The organism is Coleofasciculus sp. D1-CHI-01 (genome assembly GCF_040218875.1).
Classification (GTDB): Bacteria; Cyanobacteriota; Cyanobacteriia; order Cyanobacteriales; family Coleofasciculaceae; genus Coleofasciculus.
In genome coordinates this window covers 66,456-88,544 of sequence record NZ_JAVJQP010000108.1, presented here as the reverse complement: position 1 = coordinate 88,544, position 22,089 = coordinate 66,456, and the positions used below count along the sequence as shown (strand labels likewise).

Here is a 22,089-nt window from a genome sequence, read left to right as displayed (position 1 = left end):
TGGGTTCAAATTGGTGATGAATCAAAGCTGGAAATATTGGTGGTGGACATTCGCCGGAATTATTGGAATCGGCGGCGTTTTCGCGTTCTGGGATACGGCTGCTGTGGCTCAGATTACACCGGATACTAGCCTGGGAACGGAAAATTCCGTGGTTACGCCCAATGTGGATATCCGGGGACTTCCGGCGGATTTAATTGAAGGCGGGGCGACACGGGACGCGGCGTTGTTCCACAGTTTCTCAGAATTTAATGTTGGCGAGGGATTGCGGGTTTATTTTGCGAATCCGGTGGGGATTGAAACGATTTTCAGTCGGGTGACGGGAAGTGATGTCTCGAATATTTTGGGAACGTTGGGGGTAGATGGGGGTGCGAGTTTATTTTTGTTGAATCCCAATGGGATTATTTTTGGAGAAAATGCGCGGTTAGATATTGCGGGTTCGTTTGTGGCATCTACGGCGAATTCTGTGGTGTTTGAGAATGGGGTGGAGTTTAGCGCCACGAATCCTGAAGCACCACCATTATTAACGATTAATTTAACACCGGGATTGCAGTATGGGTCGAATTCAAACGGACGAATTGCCAATGCTGGGAATTTAGGCGTGGGTGTCGGTGAAACTCTGAGTTTGTATGGCAATACGGTTACTAGCACAGGTAGACTGACAGCACCCGGAGGAACGGTACAGATATTAGGCGATCGCGTGGGATTGTTCGAGAATGCTCAAATTGATGTCTCCAGCGATATGGGAGGCGGTACGGTATTGATTGGCATAGCTGAGGAAGCGAATAACCTATACATTCCATCAGTTACTCATGCTAATCGAACCTTTGTCAGTCCTGATGCCATTATCAATGCTAATGGGATTGGCAATAGTGATGGCGGTAACGTATTAGTTTGGTCAGATGAAGCCACTCGTTTTTATGGCACGATTAGCGCCCGTGGGGGTGAAATGTCTGGTAATGGTGGCTTTGTGGAAGTTTCGGGGAAAGACGTTTTAGAGTTTGATGGATTAGTCGATACGACTGCCGCGAATGGAAGAACGGGAACACTACTCCTTGATCCGACAAATATCGAAGTTGTAGTTTTTGCCAATGAAACCGATAATTTAAATGATGTTGATGGGTTTGCTGATCCAGATATTGGGGCTGATGGTGACACCAAAATTAATGCGACGGCGATTAACAATGCTGCGGCGGATGTCGTACTTCAGGCGACTAATAATATTATTTTTAATGCCGCCGTTAATATCCGAGAATCTGGCATCGGACTGACCGCCCAAGCTGGCAACACGATTACCGTTAATCGACGCATTGCCACGCCGGGTGGTGATATCCAATTAATCGGTGGCATAACCTCTAATCATGGTTCTATTTTTATCAATGACGATGTTCGCTCTCGTGGGGGAGATATCGTTCTCCAAGCTGGTGGTGATATCGTAGTCGAGGAGGCGACAGTCAATACCGAATCGGGGTTTCTCGGAGACTCGGGAGACATGACGATTGAAACAGGGCGGCTAATTCTTCAGAATAAAGGACAGGTAGACACCAGTACATTTGGATGGGGGAACGCGGGTAATCTGGATGTCCGGGCGACTGAAATTGAAATGACTGAATCCGTGAACGCTTCATCTAATATTCTTACAGGTATTGGTGCAGCAACCAGGCGAGGTTCTACTGGCAATGCGGGTAAGATTACCATTGAGACCGAACGGTTAACCGCTCGAAATGGCGCACAAGTACTCGCAACAACATCGGGTTCTGGAAAGGCTGGAGAAATCATTGTCAGAGCGTCGGAAATTGAACTAATTGGTGACTTTCCATTAAATGGTTTTCCGAGTGGAATTTTGGCTAACAATCAACCAGGAAGCACAGGAGCCAGTGGTAAGATAACGATTGAAACCGAACGATTAATTACCCGTGATGGTGCAGGGGTTTATGTTTCCACGTTTACGGGTGAAAATGGAGGGGAGCTAACTGTTCAAGCTTCTGAGATTGAATTAACCGGAACGGGCAAGATTTATCCCAGCGCTTTATCGGCTCAAGCGCATCCAAGAGCAACCGGAAATGCTGGGCAAGTAACGATTGAAACCGATCGGTTAATTGCTGGCAATGGGGGGACTATCACAACGGCGTCAACGGCTGGAAATGGTGGAAATCAGATAATTAAAGCTACCGATTTTATCGACCTAGCTAATGGCGGGTCTCTAGTGGCTAACGCGGCGGCAGGATTTGGTGGGACTATCTCGATTGAAACGAAAAATTTGACTCTTGAAAATGGGGGAATTATTAACACTAGCACGACGGGTCAAGGCGACGCTGGCAGTATTGCCATTCGCCAATCCGAATCCGTTACGGTAGACAAAGGGAGTGTGATCTCAAGTCTATCGTTTGGTTCAGGAATAGGGGGTAATCTTTTAATCGAAACGGGAACTCTTACGATTCGTGATGGTAGTGGTGTGATCACCAGTACGGCGGGTCAAGGGAGTGCGGGGAACCTAACAGTACAAGCTAAAAACTCGGTTAATGTAATCCGTGATGGTCTATTATCAACAGGTACTCTCGGCACAGGAACTGGTGGAAACCTTTTAATCGAAACCCGAAGTTTAAATGTCCAAGACAAGGGTAAAGTTTTCAGTAGCAGTTTAGATGCCAGTACATTTGATTTGAGTAGTCTTGACCCGAACCTTTATTCACCTGATTTGATTGAACGAATTCGGAATAATGTTAATATAGCCGTTCAAGAAAATTTTACTCAAGGGGATTCAGGAAACCTGAATGTTATTGCCACAGATTCAGTAAATGTGGCAAATAATGGTGTGATTTCGACACAAGGTCGGGGTGAAGCATCCGGTGGCGATTTAACCATAAATACCCAAGAGTTAACGGTTGATAACGCTGGTGCTATCGTCACGGATACCTTTGGTTCTGGCAATTCAGGAAACTTAACCATTAATGCCAACGATACGGTCAATGTTATCGGTTTTGGCAGCGATATTACCACTCAAACTCGTCCAGACAGTATAGGAAACGGGGGAAGTCTTACCATTACCACCGGACAATTAAGAATAGAGGATGAAGCCGCCGTATCCTCTGGCACATTTGGTCAAGGAGTGGGTGGAGATATTCAGTTGCAAGGGAATTCTCTGGAACTCGCCAATCGCGGACGTATCACCAGTCGCAGTGAGGGGTTGAACAATGCTGGCAATATTTTCATCCGTTTGAATGATGAGCTGCGATCGCGTCAAGGTCAAGTTGTGGCTACGTCCTTACAATTTGGTGGTGGTAATATCGATATCACGGCTCAAGATATCCTCCTGCGTAACAGCAGTTTAATTAGCACGAGTGTATTTGATAGTACAGGTGGCGGTGGCAATATTCAGATAAAGTCTAATAGTTTTGTGGCTCTGGAGGACAGCGATATTCTAGCAAATGCTGATGCTGGACCCGGAGGCGATATTATCATTAACTCCTCAGTATTTCTGGCTGATTTGTTTGCGAGCGATCGGGCGATTCCAGTCGGTCGTAATCCGGGTGACTTAGATCGGTTTCGCCGGAATGGTGAGGTCGATATTTCGGTGGACTTTGCTCAGATTTCTGGTAATCAGCCAGTTAATGTCGTTGATCTTGTCGAGAATGTGAATCGATTTCGCATTAATGAGCGCGTTGATATCTCCGCCGACTCTCGAACAGGTCGCGATGGTTCAGTTACCACTCCCGTACCTTTCTTTGGTCAAGGGTTAACCGCGTTACCGACTAATTTTGTTGATGCAGAACGCCTGATTGACCGTTCCTGTAATGCGGGAGGTGCAGCGTTAGCCAGTAGCTTTATTTTCACAGGTCGCGGTGGTATTCCGCCAAGTCCCCTGGATGTTCTGGAGAGTGACGCGATGGTCAGTGATTGGGTGAGTTTAGATGAAGAGACTCCAACCCAAACATATCCAGAATCTGTCACGCCCAATTCAGCCAAGCCTCGGCAAATTATTGAAGCACAAGGGTGGCTGAAATTAGCCAATGGGCAGATAATGTTGGTAGCTGAATCTCCCACAGCCACACCTCAGGTGAATTGGCAAAACCCCACAGGCTGTGACAGTCCTGAATCAAAGTAGTGCTCAAGGTCGAGATTATGATGACTCAAACCTGGAAACGTTGGTGGTGGACATGGGCTGGAATTGTTGGAATTGGCGGCGTTTTTGCGTTCTGGGATACGGCTGCTGTCGCTCAGATTACACCGGATACTACCCTGGGAACTGAAAATTCCGTGGTTACGCCAAATGTGGATATCCAGGGACTTCCGGCGGATTTAATCGAAGGCGGGGCGACAAGGAACGCAGCGTTGTTTCACAGTTTCTCAGAGTTTAATGTTGGCGAGGGATTGCGGGTTTATTTCGCCAATCCGGTGGGGATTGAAACAATTTTTAGTCGGGTGACGGGGAGTGATGTCTCCGATATTTTGGGAACCTTGGGAGTCAAGGGGGGCGCCAGTTTATTTTTGTTGAATCCCAATGGGATTATTTTTGGAGAAAATGCGCGGTTAGATATCGCGGGTTCGTTTGTGGCGTCTACGGCGAATTCTGTGGTGTTTGAGAATGGGGTGGAGTTTAGCGCCACGAATCCTGAAGCACCGCCGTTATTAACGATTAATCTAACACCAGGATTGCAGTATGGGTCGAATTCAAACGGAAAGATTGCCAATGCTGGGACGTTAGAAGTGGGTGTCGGTGAAACCCTGAGTTTATATGGCAATACTGTCACCAATACCGGGATACTGACAGCACCTGGAGGAACAGTACAGGTATTAGGCGATCGCGTCGGATTGTTCGATAATACTCAAATTGATGTCTCCAGCGATATGGGAGGCGGTACGGTATTGATTGGCGTAGCCGAGGAAGCGAATAACCTATACATTCCATCGGTTACTCATGCGACTCGAACCTTTGTCAGTCCTGATACTGTTATCAATGCTAATGGGATTGGCAATAGTGATGGCGGTAACGTATTCGTTTGGTCGGATGAAGTCACTCGTTTTTATGGCACAATTAGCGCCCGTGGGGGTGAAATGTCTGGTCATGGTGGCTTTGTGGAGGTTTCGGGTCAACAGTATTTAGACTTTAACGGACAAGTGGATGCGATCGCGCCCAATGGCGTCGTGGGAACACTGTTGCTTGATCCTACTAATATCGAAGTTGTAGCTGGTTTTGGCGAAACCATTGATTTAAACCAAGTTGATGCCTTCGATGACCCGGATATCGGAGGAGATGGGGACACAAAACTATCAGCCTTTGCTCTCAATTTTGCTACTGCCAATATTAGTTTACAAGCCACAAATGATATCATCGTCAATGCTAGTATTTTCAATTTAACCCCCGACGTAGGTATCCGGTTAGAAGCCGGAAATAATATTCTTTTAAATCAATCAATTACCACAACAGCAGGTTTTGTTGAGCTAGTGGCGGGAAATGATATCTCTATCACAAGTTTCGGATCGGGTATTTTCACAGATGGTGCAGGTGTCGATCTAAATGCTGGCGGAACGATCGCGCTGAGTAATGGCGCTGTCATCGATACATCAGCCCTTGTGTTTGGTGTGAATAGTGGTGATATTAACATCCAAACCGATTCACTGTTAATGACGAATGGCGCTCAAATTATTGGCAATAATGCATTTGGTGTCGGCAATCCCGGCAATATATCGGTACAGGCGAATGATGCGATTTCCCTGTCCGAAGCATCAGGAATTCTCAGCAGCGTCCCCACGGGTGTTACAGGGAATGGTGGACTCATTGAACTGAATGCGCGATCGCTCTCGCTAACCGATGGTTCTCAAGTACAAACCCTACTTTTCCGGGAACAGGTGGGTGTTGCTGGGGGACAAGGAAAGGCTGGAACAATTCAGATAACAGCGACTGATTTCATAGAAGTAATCGATAGTAGTCTGGAGGCGAGTAATCTGGGAACTCAACCTGGAGGTGATATCACGATTACAGCTAAACAATTAACCTTCCAAAACGGAGGAGCTTTTACCTCTAATTTGAGTGAGGGAAATGCTGGAAATTTGACGATCCAAGATGCTGAATTCGTACACCTAAATAAAAATAGTGTATTGTCCACTCGTGTCAATGAAATGGCGACAGGAAATGGGGGGGCGTTAACGATTGATACGGGACGGTTAATCGTGGAAGACAATTCAGGAATTCTCACATCTACATCTGGAGTCGGACATGCCGGAGATTTGACCATTAATGCTACGGATTTAATCCAGGTCAGTCAAGAAAGTATACTATCAGCTCAAGTTAATGAAACCGCAACTGGAAATGGGGGGAATTTAACAATTGACACTGGACGTTTAATGCTACAAGATAGCGGATTTATCTCAATAGGTACTTTTGGTCAAGGGCGCGGCGGAACGTTAAGAATAAATGCTTCAGAGTCTGTGGATGTGATAGGTGGGATAGAAGGCAGTGGCATTTTTGCCGGGACATTAGGGTTTAAGCCTGCTGGCGATTTGATCATTACCACTCGACAATTATTTGTGGGTAATAATGCCGCAATTACAACCACTACGTCGGGTATGGGAGATGCTGGAAATTTAACGATTCATGCATGGGATTCAGTGGATATTAATGGACGCGGTCGCATCAATACCAATGTGCGAGAAGGAGGTCAGGGAATGGGTGGAGACTTATTTCTGGAAACTGGACAATTGACTGTGCAGAATGGGGGACAGATAAGCGCAGGTACATTTGACCAAGGAAATGCAGGAACGTTGACAATTCAGGCGACTGATACCGTTAGATTAACCGGACGTTCCCAGGATGGGAATCCCAGTGGTTTATTTACACAGTCTCAAGGAGAAGGTGCGGCTGGAGGTTTAAGAGTGATCACCCAGGATTTAATCGTTCAAGATGGTGCTGCAGTATCTGTCAGTGGTTTTGGGTCAGGGAATCCGGGAAACTTAGACATAGAAGCTCAATCTATCTTTCTCGACCAAGGGAGGATTGAAGCGGGAACAACATCCGGTGTGGGAGCTAATATTGCGCTACAGGTTCAGGATAATATTCTGATGCGTAACCGCAGTTTAATTAATGCTCAAGCACTCAACAATGGCAGTGGCGGTAATCTGGATATCAATGCCGATTTTGTAATTGCCATTCCGGTGGAAAATAGTGACATTATTGCGAATGCTCAAGAGGGTTCTGGCGGTCGAATTGATATTACCGCTCAACGCATCTTTGGACTACAAGTCCGTGATCCCCTCACTCCACTCAGCGACATCAACGCTAGCTCTGAGTTTGGCACAGATGGTGAAGTTGTTATCAATCAACCTGATGTTGATCCCAATCGCGGCTTATTGCAATTACCCACAGGATTAGTTGACCCGACGAGACTGATTGATCGTTCCTGTAACGCGGGGGGTGCAGCGTTAGCTAGTAGCTTTATTTTTACAGGTCGTGGTGGTATTCCTCCGAGTCCTCTGGATGTTCTGGAAAGTGACGTAATGGTCAGTAATTGGGTAACTTTGGATGAAGAGACTCCAACCCAAACGCAACCAGAAACTGTCACGTCCAATTCAAATCAACCTCGGCAAATTATTGAAGCACAAGGGTGGGTGAAATTGGCAGATGGGCAGATAATTTTGGTGGCGGAATCGCCCACAGTTACACCCCAGATGAATTGGCAAAATACCACAGGCTGTGAAAGTCCTGAATCAAAGTAGTGATCAAGGTCGAGTTTATGATGACTAAATAAACTCCTACACTGCCCTTTACCCAGCACCCAGCTAAAATAGTGGAATAGATATTACGATTTTAGGGGCGCAAGGCTTGCGCCCCTAAAATTTCCTTTAAATGCACCCTGTTTAAATCCTTCTTTTAGCCTCTCGATGATACAAAATATTTTCGTTTTTTTTAAATTTAGTGGGCTGGAGATTAACGCCATCAAGATAAGCATGGCTGATATCAACTTGACTCAGATTAGCCCCACTCAGATTAACATCACTCAGATTAGCATCACTCAAATCTGCCCCTCTCAAATCCGCCCCGCTTAAGTTAGCACCACTTAAATTAGCATCGGTAAAATCAGTATTTCTCAGATTAGCCCCACTCAAATCCGCATCACTTAAATCCGCATTATTGAAGTCAGCATAACTCAGATTAGCCCCACTCAGATCAGCGTCACTTAGGATAGTATCCATCAAATCGGCTTGACTCAGATCCGTTCTACTCAAGTTAGCATGACTTAAATCCGCCCGACTCAAGTCCGCCCCCTTTAAATTAGCACCAATAAGATTAGCATGGCTCAGGTTAGCATCAATCAGATCAGCACCTTTCAGGTTAACTTCACTCAGATCCGCATGACTCAGATCTGTGGCAATCAAGCAAGCACCAGAGAGTTTCGCGGCATTCAGTTTCGCTTTATTCAGTTTCGCTTTATCCAGGTGACTGTTACTCAGATCAGCGGTAATTAAATTAGCTTCTTGTAAGTTAGCTTCATAGAGAAATGCTTTCGGTAAGTTGATACCTTGTAAATTTGTTCCCGGAATATTGAGTCCTCTCAAACTCACACCATCTTCATTCAAATCTTGCAAGGCGTGAACCCGGGCATAGCTAGTTTGTCGTCCATGGGCAGCGTCTATTGTGCGCCAAGCTTGGTAATAGAATTGTTTTTTTCGATTCGGCGTTTCTTTTAAAAATAAAACAACCGCTGCAAAAATACTGATAGCTTCAACATTATTCAGAATTTTAGAGAGTTGAGAGTTCTCATCCGTGATCAGGATCACGCCGATGACCAGAACAGTTGCCCCGACAACAACTGACCAAGTGGGTAACTTCCAAAAATAAGCGACGAAATGAACCGAAAGTTTTCGTAACCAAAAGATTAATTGCTTAAGCGTTGTCTTCACTGAATCACTATTTAACCTCCTAATACATCTTTTACAGGATGCCCATCTATTATAAATCCCCCGAACTTTATTCGAGGGATTAGGCTTAAGTCTTTAATTTCAGTGACGCCAATAGGTTTAAGCGGGATTGGTTTGAGTTCGTTTCTCTAGGAGACTCACAATTGATGCCTTTTCCAGCAGCCCAATCAGGACTCCATTTTCGCGAACCACAGGCAATTGAGTAAATTTGCCTTGTTCCAGCAGCGTAATCACTTCTAACAGAGACTGATCAGATTTGACGATCGCATCCAACTCCACAGGCTTGATCAGTTCGCTGACTGGAGTCGTTGTCCAGTTCGAGGTGGGGATAGTTTTGAGATCATCAACCGCGATCGCACCGATCAATTGTCCTTGTTCATCAGTCACCAAGAACTTGCGCCATTCTTTTTTGCCGATAATGTAGTTGTTGGCAAAGTCCCGCAGCGACAGATCCGCCGAGATAATTGGACTCTCTGGAATTACCGCATCTTCGGCTTTGAGATCCTGGAGTTTTTCTTGCAGGGTGGCTGATTGCGCCGACATACCCGCATTTTGTAGCAGGAATACCCCAATTAATAGCGTCCAGATACTACCAAAGTTACTCAGTCCCAAGACAGAAAGGATACCGATGCTGATTCCCATCCATCCTACAACCTGACCAACCCGGCTGGCAAAAACAACACCTCGATAGGGATTCCCGGTGATTTTCCAAACCACGGACTTGAGGATATTCCCACCATCTAAAGGTAAGCCAGGAATCAGGTTAAATAGGGCTAAAACTAAATTGATCGAAGCCAGTAAACTGAGAATGGCTGCCAAGGGACCAGAGACGCCGCTGCTCACGCCGATACCGGTAAATAGGGCAAAAAGGGCTAAGCTAACTAAAGGACCCGCGATCGCGACCCAGAATGCTTCGGCTGGCGTTTGAGATTCCTTCTCCAAGCTGGCTAGACCCCCAAAGAGAAACAGGGTAATCGATTTCACCTCAATGCCCTGGCGAATGGCGACTAAACTATGTCCCAATTCATGGGCTAAAACCGAGGCAAATAGCAACAGCGCCCCCACGAATCCCAACATCCAGGGTAAGAGACCTGTCAATCCAGCAAATCCGCCGAGATATCCCCCAAACTCAAACGTGACCAAAGCGAGAACTAAAAACCAGGAGGGGTTTACATAAAAGGGAATCCCCAATAAATTACCAACACGAATACTACCGTTCATACGAATTACCTCAAATCTACTCTCAAAGAAAACGTTTTTGTTTTTATAGTGTCCTCCTTGGGGTCTGAATCTATCGTAACGAAATGTAAAACTTCCGTTCCACCATTATTTTTCGTAAAATCCGATCCCAGGGGTTCGGTTGTGAACATCAGCTAGTCTGTACCGTCTGTCTAGGTGTGGTTGATAATAATAGAGGAAGGACAACCTCAATGTGCCACTATTTTTTGTTTTCATCATCAGCCCACTCATCCTCTTAATTTAGGTCATGTCTGTTTCTGAATCCACTACTATCCAGTTTTATCACCAAGAAGAACTCCAGCAAATCCTGAATCTCGCGATCGTCCGTCAAGCCAATGGCGGTGAGTTTTCCCGGACGCAGCTTGTAGAAATTGCCGCTGAATTGGGAATCTCGCCAGCGAACCTCCAACTAGCGGAACAGGAATGGCGGCTTCAGCAACAACAGCAGCACAAGCGCCGGGAGTTTGAACAGTATCGGCGCAGCCAATTAAAGCAGCGTTTGGGCAAATATATTATCGTTAATGGCTTTTTGGTTGTAATTAATCTGCTCAGTGCGGGTCAGCTTTCCTGGGCATTGTATATTCTCTTGTTTTGGGGAGCAGGACTGGGTTTGAAGACGTGGAATACTTATCAACTTCAAGGAGACGCTTATGAAAAAGCGTTTCAAAAGTGGTATCGCCAGCAACAGTTGAATCAGTTGACTCAATCCATTTTTACGCGGCTGAACAATTGGATTAAGGCAACATAAGGATTCAGTCATTCATAAATAGGGATTGCTGCACACAATACTTATTCAGCAATCCCTAAATATCTCTGGCAAAACTTCAACGCTACGGCGACATCACTGGTTTGCTGTGGATACATTACCACCGGACGCTCAATGACAATTAATGGAATTCCCAACTGCGCCGCCACTTGTCGCTTCGTCGCCTCTCCCCCGGCTACCCCAGACGCCTTTGTCACCACCCGTGAAATATCCCAGTGACGCCAGAGTGCCATTTCCAATTCAAAGGGTACAGGGGGGCGTAGCGCAATAATGCGATCGCGACTAAATCCTGCTGCGATAGCCGCCTCTAGAGACGTAACGGCGGGAAGAATCCGGGCAAATAGAGTCGATCGCGCTTGCCAGTCTTGAAATAAGGATAAAACTTTATAACCAACGGTTAACAGTACCCGTTGTTGATTTAAATAGTCACCCGCCACCAAGGTTTCAAAACTGTCTAAGCTAATCACAGATGGTTCATTATTCGTCTGTAGGGGCGGGTTTAGGGAATTGGGTTTCGCTGTTGATGATAACCTTTGTTCAAAACCCGCCCTGACCGATGTGTAGGGGCGGGTTTCACTATTATCATTTATTGTCACCCTGATGTGACTAAACCCGCCCTGATCTCCCCCATCTCCTTGAACGACAGGACGTTCAAAACGCAGGTAGGGAATCTGGTAACGTTGTGCAGTCGCGATCGCAAGTCGGGAAATTTCTACCGCATAGGGATGAGATGCATCAAGTATGGCTCTGATATGCTGCTGTTGACAAAGCTGCTCAATCTGCTTCCCATTCAAGCGCCCCACTTGTATCTGTAAGCTGGGTGTTTGAGGATAAAGGGACTCGGCGGCGGCTGTTGTCACCGTAACCAGACAAGGTAAATTCAGAGACGCGATCGCCTCTGCTAACTGTACACTCTCACTTGTCCCACCAATCAGCCACAGACTTTGACTCTCTGGCAAAACCTACCGACCTTTCAGCGCTCTGGTAAAGTTTTTCCGATAAGACTTATTTGCCACAATTAAAGCGGGCCACAACAGAGACAAATAAATCCGGTTAGGCAAGCTACGAGAGAAGTTTGTCCGATTGAACCCCCTCCAGAACTTCCAAGCGCCGTAGCCATAAATCCCTAACACTAGAAGCAAAACTAATACTTTCATCCAATTAACCCCCAAGAAGCCGAATCAGGGACTGTTTCACACCGACTGCAAAGCCTCAGCCGAGCAAAAGCGAACCTGCTAATTCACTCATTTTAGACCAACTCCCCCAAAACGTCTCCGGTTACATCTGGCAGTATACGAATCCTTGAATCACTTTTACAATAACGTTTTCAGCATTTTAGCTGCCACATTTCAGCCCTGGGTAGAATTGATCCCGACTACAAGTCAAAGTAGCATTAAGTTCAGTTCTAGTCTATTTATCCATTAGAGTTCAGTTGTAGCATGACCGGGCTAGCTGAGTTAAACGAGACAATAAGTAAAAAAATATACGGTGCAAACACCGTGAAGCCAAAAATTTTTAGGAGGACTTATGCGAGCAGTGCTGATGGCAGGCGGTTCGGGAACACGTCTGAGACCCCTAACCTGTGATCTGCCCAAACCCATGGTGCCGGTACTCAATCGACCGATCGCCGAACACATTATCAACCTACTCAAACGCCATAATATCACCGAAGTTATTGCTACACTGTACTACCTCCCCGATGTAATGCGGGATTATTTCCAAGATGGCAGTGACTTTGGCGTGCAAATGACGTATGCCGTCGAAGAAGAGCAGCCCCTCGGTACTGCCGGTTGCGTGAAAAACATTGCCGAATTACTCGATGATACCTTCATTGTGATCAGTGGTGACAGCATCACCGACTTTGATTTAAAAGCTGCCATTGAATTCCATAAAAGTCGTAAGTCGAAAGCCACCATTGTTCTCTACCGCGTCCCCAATCCTGTGGAATTTGGGGTGGTAATTACCGATGAGCAAATGCGGATTCGCCGCTTTTTAGAAAAACCCTCAACCAGTGAGATTTTCTCAGATACGGTAAATACAGGCACTTACATCTTAGAACCGTCTGTCTTAGATTACCTGCCCGAAAACACAGAATCTGACTTTTCTAAAGACCTGTTTCCCCTACTCTTAGACAAAGGGGAACCCATGTATGGCTTTGTCGCAGATGGATATTGGTGTGATGTCGGTCATCTCGATGCTTACCGCGAATCCCACTACGACGCCTTAGATAGAAAGGTAGAGATTGATTTTGCTTACGAAGAGCGCAGATCAGGACTATGGGTGGGACAAAATACATCCATTGATCCTACGGTTAAAATCGAAACCCCAGCCCTAATTGGCAGTAATTGTCGCATTGGTCCAGGGGTGAATATTGAAGCCGGAACCGTGATTGGGGATAATGTCTCCGTTGGGGCTTACGCTGACCTGAAGCGTCCGATTCTCTGGAATGGTTCGATTATTGGTGATGAAGTCCATCTGCGGGCTTGTGTGATTTCCCGAGGCACTAGGGTGGATCGTCGCGCCCATGTCTTGGAAGGTGCGGTTGTCGGTTCTCTATCAACCGTGGGAGAAGAAGCCCAAATTAGCCCTAGTGTGAGGGTTTGGCCCAGCAAGAAAATTGAATCGGGTGCCATGTTAAACATGAACCTGATTTGGGGGAGTACAGCGCAACGGAATCTTTTTGGTCAACGTGGCGTTCAAGGCTTGGCGAATATTGATATTACGCCAGAGTTTGCCGTCAAATTGGGTGCGGCTTACGGATCAACCTTAAAACCGGGGTCTCAAATCACCGTCTCTCGCGATCAACGCAGTATCTCCCGCATGGTATCGCGATCGCTAATTGCGGGCTTAATGTCCGTGGGGATTCACGTCCAGAACTTGGAAGCCACAGCCATCCCCATCGCCCGTCTGGTTGTACCCACCCTAGCCGTTATCGGGGGAATTCACGTCCGGGTACACCCGGATCGCCCCGACTATATTCTGATCGAGATTTTTGATTCCCACGGCATCAATATCTCTAAGGCGAAGGAGAAGAAAATTGAAGGGGCTTACTTCAAAGAGGACTTGCGCCGATCACCGATTCCAGAAATCGGCAATGTCAACTACCCCAGCCAGTTACTCGATCTCTATAGCGTCGGCTTTGAGCGGCATTTAAATGTGCAAGCGATTCGCAATAGTGGCGCGAAATTAGTGATTGACTATGCTTATGCCGTTTCTGGGGCAGTTCTTCCCGTCTTATTGGCGAAATTCGGCTGTGATGCGGTTGTCCTCAATGCCAGTTTAAATCAAATGTCCCTCTCCGCCGATGAACGAGAAGGATTGCTCACCCAACTCGGTCAAGTAGTTGAAGCCCTTAAAGGTAATTTTGGTGTGCAGGTGTCCGCCAATGGGGAACAACTGATCTTGGTGGATGAATCCGGAATGCCCGTGCGTGGGGAAACCCTAACTGCGCTGATGGTTAGTGTAATGCTAACAGCTCATCCTCGCAGTACGGTAGTGGTTCCGGTGCATACCTCCAGTGCTGTGGAACAAATCGCCCGTCGTCATGATGGTCGAGTGATTCGTACTAAAGCGAATCCAGCGGCGTTGATGGAAGCCTCTCAAACTAATCCTAATGTGGTATTGGGTGGTTCTGAGGAAATGGGCTTTATTTTTCCGCAACTCCATCCCGGATTTGATGCCATGTTCTGCATCGCTAAGTTAATTGAGATGCTGACAATTCAAGAGCGATCCTTAGGTCAGATCAAGAGCGAATTGCCTCGGGTGTGCCATAAAACCTATACCATGCGCTGTCCTTGGACGGTCAAGGGAGCATTGATGCGCCACTTAGTTGAAACCCATGCCAATGATGACTTAGAACTCATTGATGGGGTGAAAATTGTGGATCGGCACACAGACAGTTGGGTGTTGATTTTGCCCGATGCTGGAGAACCGCTTGTCCATGTCTTTGCCAACAGTGATGACCGGAATTGGGTCGATGAAAATCTGAGAAAATATCGCACGTATGTGCAAGAGTTCATCGAACAAGAGCAAGGGTTAGAACTGCCCCAAGCTGAATCCACTGTCTAAGATGAGGTGTAGAGACGTAGCATGCTACGTCTGGAACAGTCAGGGCTTGCTCCTCGCTGCTGACAATATAGTACTTTTGTTCTAAATTAAATAAGGAGGACGTTGAGTTATAGCAACGGACTCCTTTTTTCAATGGTCAACATCGGTCTGCTGGGTCAGGAGTAGTAATGATAGAATGGGCGAATATGGTTTTTTAAACGACCAATTGTCCCAAACATAAGCGCTACTCAACTAGCAGTCACGGTCAATGAATAGACCGATTACCCAAAGCGCCAGGAGATATTAACGATGAATAGCTGCGTCTTGATGGCACAAATTATTCAAGATCCAGAACTGCGTTACACCTCAGATAATCAAACCCCGATTGCCCAAATGCTGGTGCAGTTCCCCAGTATGCGATCCGACGATCCACCCGCAACACTCAAAGTCGTCGGTTGGGGCAATTTGGCTCAAGAAATCAAGGAAAACTATGGGGTTGGTGATCTTGTCGTCCTGGAAGGGCGTCTGAGTATGAATACGATTGAGCGCCCCGAAGGATTTAAAGAAAAACGGGCTGAATTAACCACTTATCGAGTTCATAAACTGGGTGCAGATACGGATATGGGGCTAGAAACGGCTACCGTTTCTCCAACGATGCAGGCGACAACAATCCCATCATCACCCAAGAAATCAGAGAATGTTGTTCCCATGCGATCGCGTCCCGCCCCTCCAACCTCGGCACCTGTATCCGCACCGAGAGATCAGGACTATGATTATTCATCGCCAATTGAGCAGCCGACTTATGAACCGACTACGGTACCAAACGTTCCCCCGGTTCCTGATACCCAGAAAGATTTAGATGATATTCCTTTTTAAGCGGGGTTGGGGCAGTTTTGTCATGTGTAGAGACGTGCCATGGCACGTCTGTAGGGGCGGGTTTTACTACTATCGTTTCTTACCTCACCCATAAGTAACTAAACCCGCCCCGACTGAGTGAGAGAGTGGTAAAATTTGCTATAATTTCCAAAACTAATCATTCAGATTAGCTTGAAATTGCTGGTTAATTTGTCAGATAGGATAGATTGTGTTTCAAGTTCTCTACCCCCTCATTCAGGCGATTCAGCCTTTTCTCATACCCTTGTGCTTTTGCCTAGCGTGGGCAATAGTAATCCTGAGCCTGATGACAGTCTGGTTGGCGATTAAAGATGGTGTAGCCAATGCCAAGCGCATGCATCAAATCCCTTGTAGCCACTGTCAATTTTTTACCAACGATTATCGTCTCAAATGTACCATTCATCCGTCTGTTGCCAATTCGGAACAAGCGATTAATTGTCGAGACTATTGTGCAGCTAATCAGAGTATAACGCTGAATTAGCCCAAGGTTGTGGACGTGCCTATAATAAAATAATTCTAAAATGCTGTAATCCTTGTTAGTATTGGATTACGGCAAATACTCAAGGTTATCCCCTCAGATTGAGATTCAACCGAGGGGTGGTTTTTATGAAAAATATTGTGACAAAATGAGCATTATTCAGACTCACCAGATCGTTTGTTTAGAATACGCAACACGCCACTTATACGCTGAAGTGATTGAAGTCGTTGAATGGCGGCAGATTTGTTGGTTGCGCCCTTTGATGCTAGCTGTAACCCCAAGTGAAAATGAAGACATAAACCACGTTACAGCCCAATCTCTGAGATTGTATGATTTGCGTCAAGGACCTGACATATTGTGGCCCACAAAGTTTTTACGACTGGTTTGGGATACGGAGGTCATTCCTCTATTAGCGCAACTGGAAGACTTACATCACCACCCAAAAGATAATTCTGATACTCGCCATCAACTTGCTGATTTCATTGCTGAAGTTTGGCAAACCTATCCTCAGGAGTTTGAGTCATCCATGAAATCAACTCTATAGGGTAATCCAAAATTGGCTTTTGGCACTTACAAAAATTTCCCGTATAGCTGGTGATGATTAACGTAACGCTCTAAACACTAGGAACTAACCGGATTCTACCCGCATCCATCTCAGCCATTAATAATTCAAGGGCTTCGTAATCGACATCGGAAATATATCCTAAGCGAGTTAATTCGTAGTTAATTTCATTCTCTATATCAGGAGTTAGTTGCCTGATATAAAGCGCTCTTTCAACCAAATGGCGGATAACGTAGGTAGTTTTCACTCTCTTATTGCACAGAATTCCATACTAGATCAATTCTCTGGGGAATTACTAGGCGAGAGCGTGATTCTAATCATTTTTTTTGGTGATCTATATCACGGTGATTTGGCAAGAAATCGTATAAGGAATTGATTCAATAACTAAGCAGACGGTTTGCTTAAGCCGCCGAAAAAGGAACAATTCAAACAGTTTATCGCACATCAGTCCTTCCTGGGTAATCAATTAGCGTATTTGATTATACTAAAAATTGTTAAAGAGGTATAATAAATGCTAAAAAATGATTCATTTTATTCTCTACCTGGAGGAAGATGCCACAGATAGGCTATTAATTATAGATATAAAGCAACTGGTATTAAGGATAAAGATTTCGTGAAGCAGAAATTGTGGGATATGACTTTTGGCTAAGTGTTCATTAATCAGTATATTCGGCTACAATTTTTAATCTGTGTTTACGAACACTAAAAACCGAAAGAAGGGAAGTCACCGACCAAGGAAACCTTAAACCGTTTTTAATGAAAACTTGTAGCAGATTGGAGAATTGACGCGCTATCTTTAGGTAGATTCTCTAATCCAATGTCTTAACCTATACAAATCCGAGGAGTGAGCTATGGCAATCGCGACTTTAGACTCCAAGTTATCAATCGTTAGACCAACGGGTCAGGTTAATGCCTCTAATGCGGTTGAATTGGATCGGCAACTGACATCGGCTATTTTGTCGGCTCGTAATGCGACAGTGCTGGTGGATATGCAGCAGGTAGAAACCCTTGACAGTGCTGGCTTGGGTGTATTGGTATCAGCGTTGCGTTTAGCGCAACAGCGAAACCAGCGCTTTAGCATTTGCAGTGTGGGGGATTCGGTGCGGATGATTTTTGAGTTAACTCAACTGGATCAAGCCATGGAAATCTTTGCAAGCTATGATGCTTTCTTGGCAACCTTGGCAGCTAAAGAAGACAGCCCAAGACGGACACTGGCATTCGCTTGATTCCTTTGGCGCTAGTTGGCTGAACAGGTTTAGTAGTGTACCCTGATTAACTCGGTTGAACAGATGCCCATGATATCGAGAAACTAGAACAATATCATAAAGTAGGTGAATTGTACACTCCCTGAGCGAATTAATTTTTTCTTTTGGGAGATAGTCACAGGACAAGAGTCTGACGACCATTGGGCATTATTGCTAGTCTTCTGTAAGATGGATGAGTTGTAAGGGTTAACTGCACTCGATTCAGAGGGGCAAGGTTGTCATGACGATCGCACCAGAGAAACTACTGACCAAAGACATCATCAAACCAGCCCGCTACCTGGGAAATGAGTTAGGCGCTGTTCATAAACCCTGGGACACCGCTAAGGTGCGCTGGGTATTAACCTACCCAGAAGTCTATGAAGTGGGTGCATCTAATTTAGGACATATTATTCTCTACAACATCCTAAACACTCAACCTCGACAACTTTGCGATCGCGCGTATTTACCTGCGCCGGATTTAGCCGAAAAGTTGCGGGAAAGTAAAACCCCTCTGTTTACGGTCGAAAATCGGCGATCGCTCACAGATTTTGATATCCTGGGATTCAGCCTCAGTTACGAACTTGGGGCGACAAATATCCTGGAAATGCTCTCCTTAGCTCAAATTCCCCTCACTTGGCAAGAACGGGCAAATCACCCGATTACAGAAATTCCCCTCATTTTTGCTGGCGGACAAACGGCGACATCCAACCCGGAACCCTACGCCGACTTTTTAGATATTGTGGCGCTGGGGGATGGGGAAGAATTACTCCCGGAAATGGGTTTAATTATTGAAGAAGGCAAAGCCGCCGGATTAACGCGCACTGAATTACTTTTAGACTTGGCACAGATTCCCGGTGTTTATGTGCCGCAATTCTACGACATGACAGAGGATGGTTCAGTTCATCCCAATCGCCCCGATGTGCCAGCGCGGATTCTGCGGCGGGTTGCTACACCAATACCAGACTATTCTATTGGACTCGTCCCCTATATCGAAACTGTCCATGATCGGCTGACGATTGAAGTTCGGCGCGGTTGTACCAGAGGATGTCGTTTCTGTCAACCGGGAATGTTAACCCGCCCCGCTAGGGATGTGGAACCCGATAAGGTAGTCGATGCGATCGCAAAGGGGATGCAGGCGACGGGATATAATGAGTTTTCCCTGCTTTCCCTCTCCTGTTCCGATTACCTATCCCTACCTGCCGTGGGATTGGAGGTAAAGAATCGTCTCAAAAATGAGAATATCTCTCTGTCTCTCCCCAGCCAACGGGTGGATCGGTTTGATGAAAACATTGCCAATATTATCGGCGGTACACGCAAAAGCGGGTTAACCTTCGCCCCAGAAGCCGGCACCCAACGGATGCGGGATATTGTGAATAAGGGATTGACGAATGAAGAATTGCTGCGGGGTGTGAAGACAGCGTTTGAGCAAGGATGGGATAAAGTTAAACTCTACTTTATGATTGGCTTGCCCGGTGAGACTGATGCCGATGTGATCGGGATTGCGGAAACGGTGAGGTGGTTGCAGCAAGAATGTCGGGCATCGGGGCGGAAACGGTTTAACTTTAATATCACGATTTCTAACTTTACGCCTAAGCCCCATACGCCGTTTCAGTGGCATTCGGTGTCTACGTCTGAGTTTATCCGTAAGCAAGACTTATTACGCGATGCCTTTCGTCGGATTAAGGGTGTGAAGGTGAATTACACCGACGTGCGAATTTCGGCAATGGAAGACTTTGTTGGGCGGGGTGACAGACGCTTAGGGGCGGTGGTGCGTCGCGCCTGGGAATTGGGTGCGGGAATGGATGCGTGGTGGGAAAGTTTAGATAAAGCATTTGCGGCTTGGGAAGGTGCGATCGCAGAATCTGATCTTACCTGGAAGTATCGCCAAATCGAAAACGGTGAATGGAATGTGTTTCATGATTCAACCCTCTCGCACTCAGACGGGGCGGGTTTAGTTGCATCTGGGTATAAAGCAAAGGATAGTAGTGAAACCCGCCCCTACACCTTTTCCCCCTTACCCTGGGATCACATTGATACCGGGATTGATAAAAACTGGCTAATTGAAGACTTACAACGCGCCTTAGAAGCGGCAACTGTACCCGATTGTGCCTTTGAGGGCTGTTCTCACTGTGGGATCTGTGGCACGGATTTTGGTCATAATATAGTCTTTGAACCGCCGCAAATTCCCGAATTTACAGGTCATTTTAAGCCAAATCAACACAAAGCGCAGCGGTTGCGGGTATGGTACGGTAAGTTGGGCGAAATGACATTAGTCAGTCATTTGGATTTAGTCCGGTTATTTGACCGCGCCGTGAGACGGGCATCCTTACCGATTACCTTTACTGGCGGATATCATCCTGGACCCCGGATTATGATTGCTAATGCCTTATCATTAGGGATGTCGAGTAGTGGCGAAATTGCCGACTTTGAGTTAACCGAGTCGATGGATGTGGCGGAGTTTCAGCAACGGCTTGCGGATCAGCTGCCGCCGGATATCCCGGTGTATCAGGTTGAAGAAGCGGATTTAAAGGTGCCGGCGACAACCCGACTGTTAGAGAAAGCGGAGTATCGGCTTGAGGTGGTAAGCGAAGCGGGATCAGTGTCGCCGCAACAGTGGCAAGATTGGGTTAATCAGGTAAACCAGGCTGAGGCGATTTGGCTAGAGAAGCGAACCAAGTCGGGGAAAAAGAAGTCTGTGAATTTACGCGATCGCCTATTTGAGTTAGAACTGATAGAGGTGAAAACAGACGCCCCGTCTCAACCCGCCCTGCTACGCTATGTTGGCAGTTGTCGGAATGATGGCACCCTGCTGCGACCTGAAGATATCATTTATATGGTAGAGCAGGTGGGGCAACAGGACTTTCAGTTATTGCACAGTCATCGACAACGGCTCATTTTAGGTGAGGCGATTTAACCTAGGATCAATAGCACTGACTTAAAGCCCCGACACCCGCCCGGAGTTCAAACTCCGGGCTAAAAGCTCAAGTCCACTAAAGTGGACTAAAACTTTTAATCCGAATGGTACTAACTTAAAGCTGATAGATAGTACCTAAACTAGGGTATAGCAAGAGTTCCGGCGATTCGATATGAAGGGGGAGAATTCAAAGCCTCTCTCCTTGTAGGAGAGAGGTTTCCCAGATCCAGTGAAAACTAAGAGATATCAACAGATCACCCACGATCCTTTTCCCATAGACTACGGTGATGTACAAATGCAGATTGATTTGGGTGCTGAGCGCTTACTCGCTGCCGAACGAGATGCCGAAAAAATTGCCGTAGAAGTAAAAAGTTTTATCAATCCCTCAGCAATTTCTGAATTTCACACCGCTGTTGGACAATACCTCAACTACCGTCGGGCACTGCGAGTACAAGAGCCAATCCGAACACTTTATCTGGCAGTACCCAGCCAAACCTATGAAGAATTCTTTCGCCTCAGATTTATTCAAGAAGGGGTAATAGAGTATCAACTTTATTTAGTTGTCTATGATCTAGAAGATAGGAGGATTGTGCAATGGATAAAGTGAGCCAATATCGACAGATTGTTCAAGACATCCTAATGGCACATAGCCAAATAAAACCTGTCTATGGCGAAATCGAGATGGATGTTTTGTTCGATCAAGATCGAGATCATTATCAAGTTTTACGCACTGGATGGCTTCAAAAAAAACGTGTATACGGCGTCCTGATTCATATTGATATTAAAGGAGAGAAACTTTGGATTCAGTATGATGGTACAGAAGTCGGCGTAGCTAATGAACTTATTGAATCCGGCATTCCTAAAACAGATATTGTCCTAGCCTACCATTCACCTTTCGTTCGCCAGTACGACGGTTTTGCGGTTAGTTAAACTGAAGTTCCCCCCAGAACAAAATAACGGAATGCTTTGCTAGAGGGGGTAACAGCCATTCTTTTCGGGTCTGAAGGGCTGAAATGCTTTGTCTGTCAAGTT

The 22,089-nt window shown here is 46.1% G+C and carries 16 protein-coding genes; 11 read left to right on the top strand and 5 right to left on the bottom strand.

The window, feature by feature from the left end:
- The first annotated feature begins 16 nt into the window (after window positions 1-16).
- Window positions 17-4,102, top strand: coding sequence for a two-partner secretion domain-containing protein (locus RIB93_RS20050; RefSeq protein ID WP_446374949.1), 4,086 nt, complete (start codon window positions 17-19; stop codon window positions 4,100-4,102).
- 17 nt (window positions 4,103-4,119) lie between these two features.
- Window positions 4,120-7,710, top strand: a complete 3,591-nt coding sequence (locus tag RIB93_RS20045) for a two-partner secretion domain-containing protein (RefSeq protein ID WP_446374910.1) — start codon at window positions 4,120-4,122, stop codon at window positions 7,708-7,710.
- A 141-nt stretch (window positions 7,711-7,851) separates the two neighbouring features.
- Here RIB93_RS20045 and RIB93_RS20040 read toward each other — a convergent pair whose 3' ends face one another.
- Window positions 7,852-8,895: a pentapeptide repeat-containing protein gene (locus tag RIB93_RS20040; RefSeq protein WP_446374908.1), complete on the bottom strand. Its 1,044-nt coding sequence runs from the start codon at window positions 8,893-8,895 to the stop codon at window positions 7,852-7,854.
- A 117-nt stretch (window positions 8,896-9,012) separates the two neighbouring features.
- Window positions 9,013-10,134, bottom strand: a complete 1,122-nt coding sequence (locus RIB93_RS20035) for a site-2 protease family protein (RefSeq protein WP_446374906.1) — start codon at window positions 10,132-10,134, stop codon at window positions 9,013-9,015.
- 265 nt (window positions 10,135-10,399) lie between these two features.
- On the opposite strand from RIB93_RS20035, the gene RIB93_RS20030 reads away from it, so the two are divergent.
- Complete coding sequence (locus RIB93_RS20030) at window positions 10,400-10,900, top strand: 2TM domain-containing protein (RefSeq protein ID WP_446374904.1); 501 nt, start codon at window positions 10,400-10,402, stop codon at window positions 10,898-10,900.
- 41 nt (window positions 10,901-10,941) lie between these two features.
- Here RIB93_RS20030 and RIB93_RS20025 read toward each other — a convergent pair whose 3' ends face one another.
- Window positions 10,942-11,877 (bottom strand): precorrin-6A/cobalt-precorrin-6A reductase, encoded by a 936-nt coding sequence (locus RIB93_RS20025; protein WP_446374902.1) that lies wholly within the window; start codon window positions 11,875-11,877, stop codon window positions 10,942-10,944.
- 3 nt (window positions 11,878-11,880) lie between these two features.
- On the bottom strand, window positions 11,881-12,075 hold the full coding sequence (locus RIB93_RS20020; protein WP_446374900.1) for a hypothetical protein: 195 nt from the start codon (window positions 12,073-12,075) through the stop codon (window positions 11,881-11,883).
- Between the two features lie 370 nt (window positions 12,076-12,445).
- On the opposite strand from RIB93_RS20020, the gene RIB93_RS20015 reads away from it, so the two are divergent.
- The 4 genes from RIB93_RS20015 to RIB93_RS20000 all read left to right on the top strand — a co-directional run bounded on the left by RIB93_RS20015 (window position 12,446) and on the right by RIB93_RS20000 (window position 16,881).
- Entirely contained in the window at window positions 12,446-14,986 is a 2,541-nt protein-coding gene (locus RIB93_RS20015) for a sugar phosphate nucleotidyltransferase (protein ID WP_446374898.1), read from the top strand.
- A 288-nt stretch (window positions 14,987-15,274) separates the two neighbouring features.
- Window positions 15,275-15,841: a single-stranded DNA-binding protein gene (locus tag RIB93_RS20010; RefSeq protein ID WP_446374896.1), complete on the top strand. Its 567-nt coding sequence runs from the start codon at window positions 15,275-15,277 to the stop codon at window positions 15,839-15,841.
- 304 nt (window positions 15,842-16,145) lie between these two features.
- Complete coding sequence (locus RIB93_RS20005; RefSeq protein WP_446374894.1) at window positions 16,146-16,340, top strand: hypothetical protein; 195 nt, start codon at window positions 16,146-16,148, stop codon at window positions 16,338-16,340.
- Between the two features lie 145 nt (window positions 16,341-16,485).
- Entirely contained in the window at window positions 16,486-16,881 is a 396-nt protein-coding gene (locus RIB93_RS20000; RefSeq protein WP_446374892.1) for a hypothetical protein, read from the top strand.
- A gap of 70 nt (window positions 16,882-16,951) precedes the next feature.
- On the opposite strand, the gene RIB93_RS19995 is transcribed toward RIB93_RS20000, so the two are convergent.
- Entirely contained in the window at window positions 16,952-17,146 is a 195-nt protein-coding gene (locus RIB93_RS19995; RefSeq protein ID WP_446374890.1) for a hypothetical protein, read from the bottom strand.
- A gap of 604 nt (window positions 17,147-17,750) precedes the next feature.
- Here RIB93_RS19995 and RIB93_RS19990 point away from each other — a divergent pair.
- From RIB93_RS19990 to RIB93_RS19975, 4 genes are all read left to right on the top strand, one after another.
- Window positions 17,751-18,125 carry an STAS domain-containing protein gene (locus tag RIB93_RS19990; RefSeq protein WP_446374888.1) on the top strand — a complete coding sequence of 125 codons (375 nt, stop codon included), beginning with the start codon at window positions 17,751-17,753 and terminating at the stop codon, window positions 18,123-18,125.
- A 259-nt stretch (window positions 18,126-18,384) separates the two neighbouring features.
- Window positions 18,385-21,057, top strand: coding sequence for a TIGR03960 family B12-binding radical SAM protein (locus tag RIB93_RS19985; protein ID WP_446374886.1), 2,673 nt, complete (start codon window positions 18,385-18,387; stop codon window positions 21,055-21,057).
- A 229-nt stretch (window positions 21,058-21,286) separates the two neighbouring features.
- Complete coding sequence (locus RIB93_RS19980) at window positions 21,287-21,664, top strand: element excision factor XisH family protein (protein WP_446374884.1); 378 nt, start codon at window positions 21,287-21,289, stop codon at window positions 21,662-21,664.
- Complete coding sequence (locus RIB93_RS19975; RefSeq protein WP_446374882.1) at window positions 21,652-21,987, top strand: element excision factor XisI family protein; 336 nt, start codon at window positions 21,652-21,654, stop codon at window positions 21,985-21,987. Before RIB93_RS19980 ends, RIB93_RS19975 begins: the two co-directional genes overlap by 13 nt.
- Window positions 21,988-22,089: the final 102 nt, after the last annotated feature.

What these genes read in the sequence shown, in the direction of transcription:
- RIB93_RS20050 (WP_446374949.1), top strand. Translation starts at nt 17, where the DNA reads ATGAATCAAAGCTGGAAATATTGGTGGTGGACATTCGCCGGAATTATT.
- RIB93_RS20045 (WP_446374910.1), top strand. Translation starts at nt 4,120, where the DNA reads ATGATGACTCAAACCTGGAAACGTTGGTGGTGGACATGGGCTGGAATT.
- RIB93_RS20035 (WP_446374906.1), bottom strand. Translation starts at nt 10,134, where the DNA reads ATGAACGGTAGTATTCGTGTTGGTAATTTATTGGGGATTCCCTTTTAT.
- RIB93_RS20030 (WP_446374904.1), top strand. Translation starts at nt 10,400, where the DNA reads ATGTCTGTTTCTGAATCCACTACTATCCAGTTTTATCACCAAGAAGAA.
- RIB93_RS20020 (WP_446374900.1), bottom strand. Translation starts at nt 12,075, where the DNA reads ATGAAAGTATTAGTTTTGCTTCTAGTGTTAGGGATTTATGGCTACGGC.
- RIB93_RS20015 (WP_446374898.1), top strand. Translation starts at nt 12,446, where the DNA reads ATGCGAGCAGTGCTGATGGCAGGCGGTTCGGGAACACGTCTGAGACCC.
- RIB93_RS20010 (WP_446374896.1), top strand. Translation starts at nt 15,275, where the DNA reads ATGAATAGCTGCGTCTTGATGGCACAAATTATTCAAGATCCAGAACTG.
- RIB93_RS20005 (WP_446374894.1), top strand. Translation starts at nt 16,146, where the DNA reads ATGACAGTCTGGTTGGCGATTAAAGATGGTGTAGCCAATGCCAAGCGC.
- RIB93_RS20000 (WP_446374892.1), top strand. Translation starts at nt 16,486, where the DNA reads ATGAGCATTATTCAGACTCACCAGATCGTTTGTTTAGAATACGCAACA.
- RIB93_RS19990 (WP_446374888.1), top strand. Translation starts at nt 17,751, where the DNA reads ATGGCAATCGCGACTTTAGACTCCAAGTTATCAATCGTTAGACCAACG.
- RIB93_RS19985 (WP_446374886.1), top strand. Translation starts at nt 18,385, where the DNA reads ATGACGATCGCACCAGAGAAACTACTGACCAAAGACATCATCAAACCA.
- RIB93_RS19975 (WP_446374882.1), top strand. Translation starts at nt 21,652, where the DNA reads ATGGATAAAGTGAGCCAATATCGACAGATTGTTCAAGACATCCTAATG.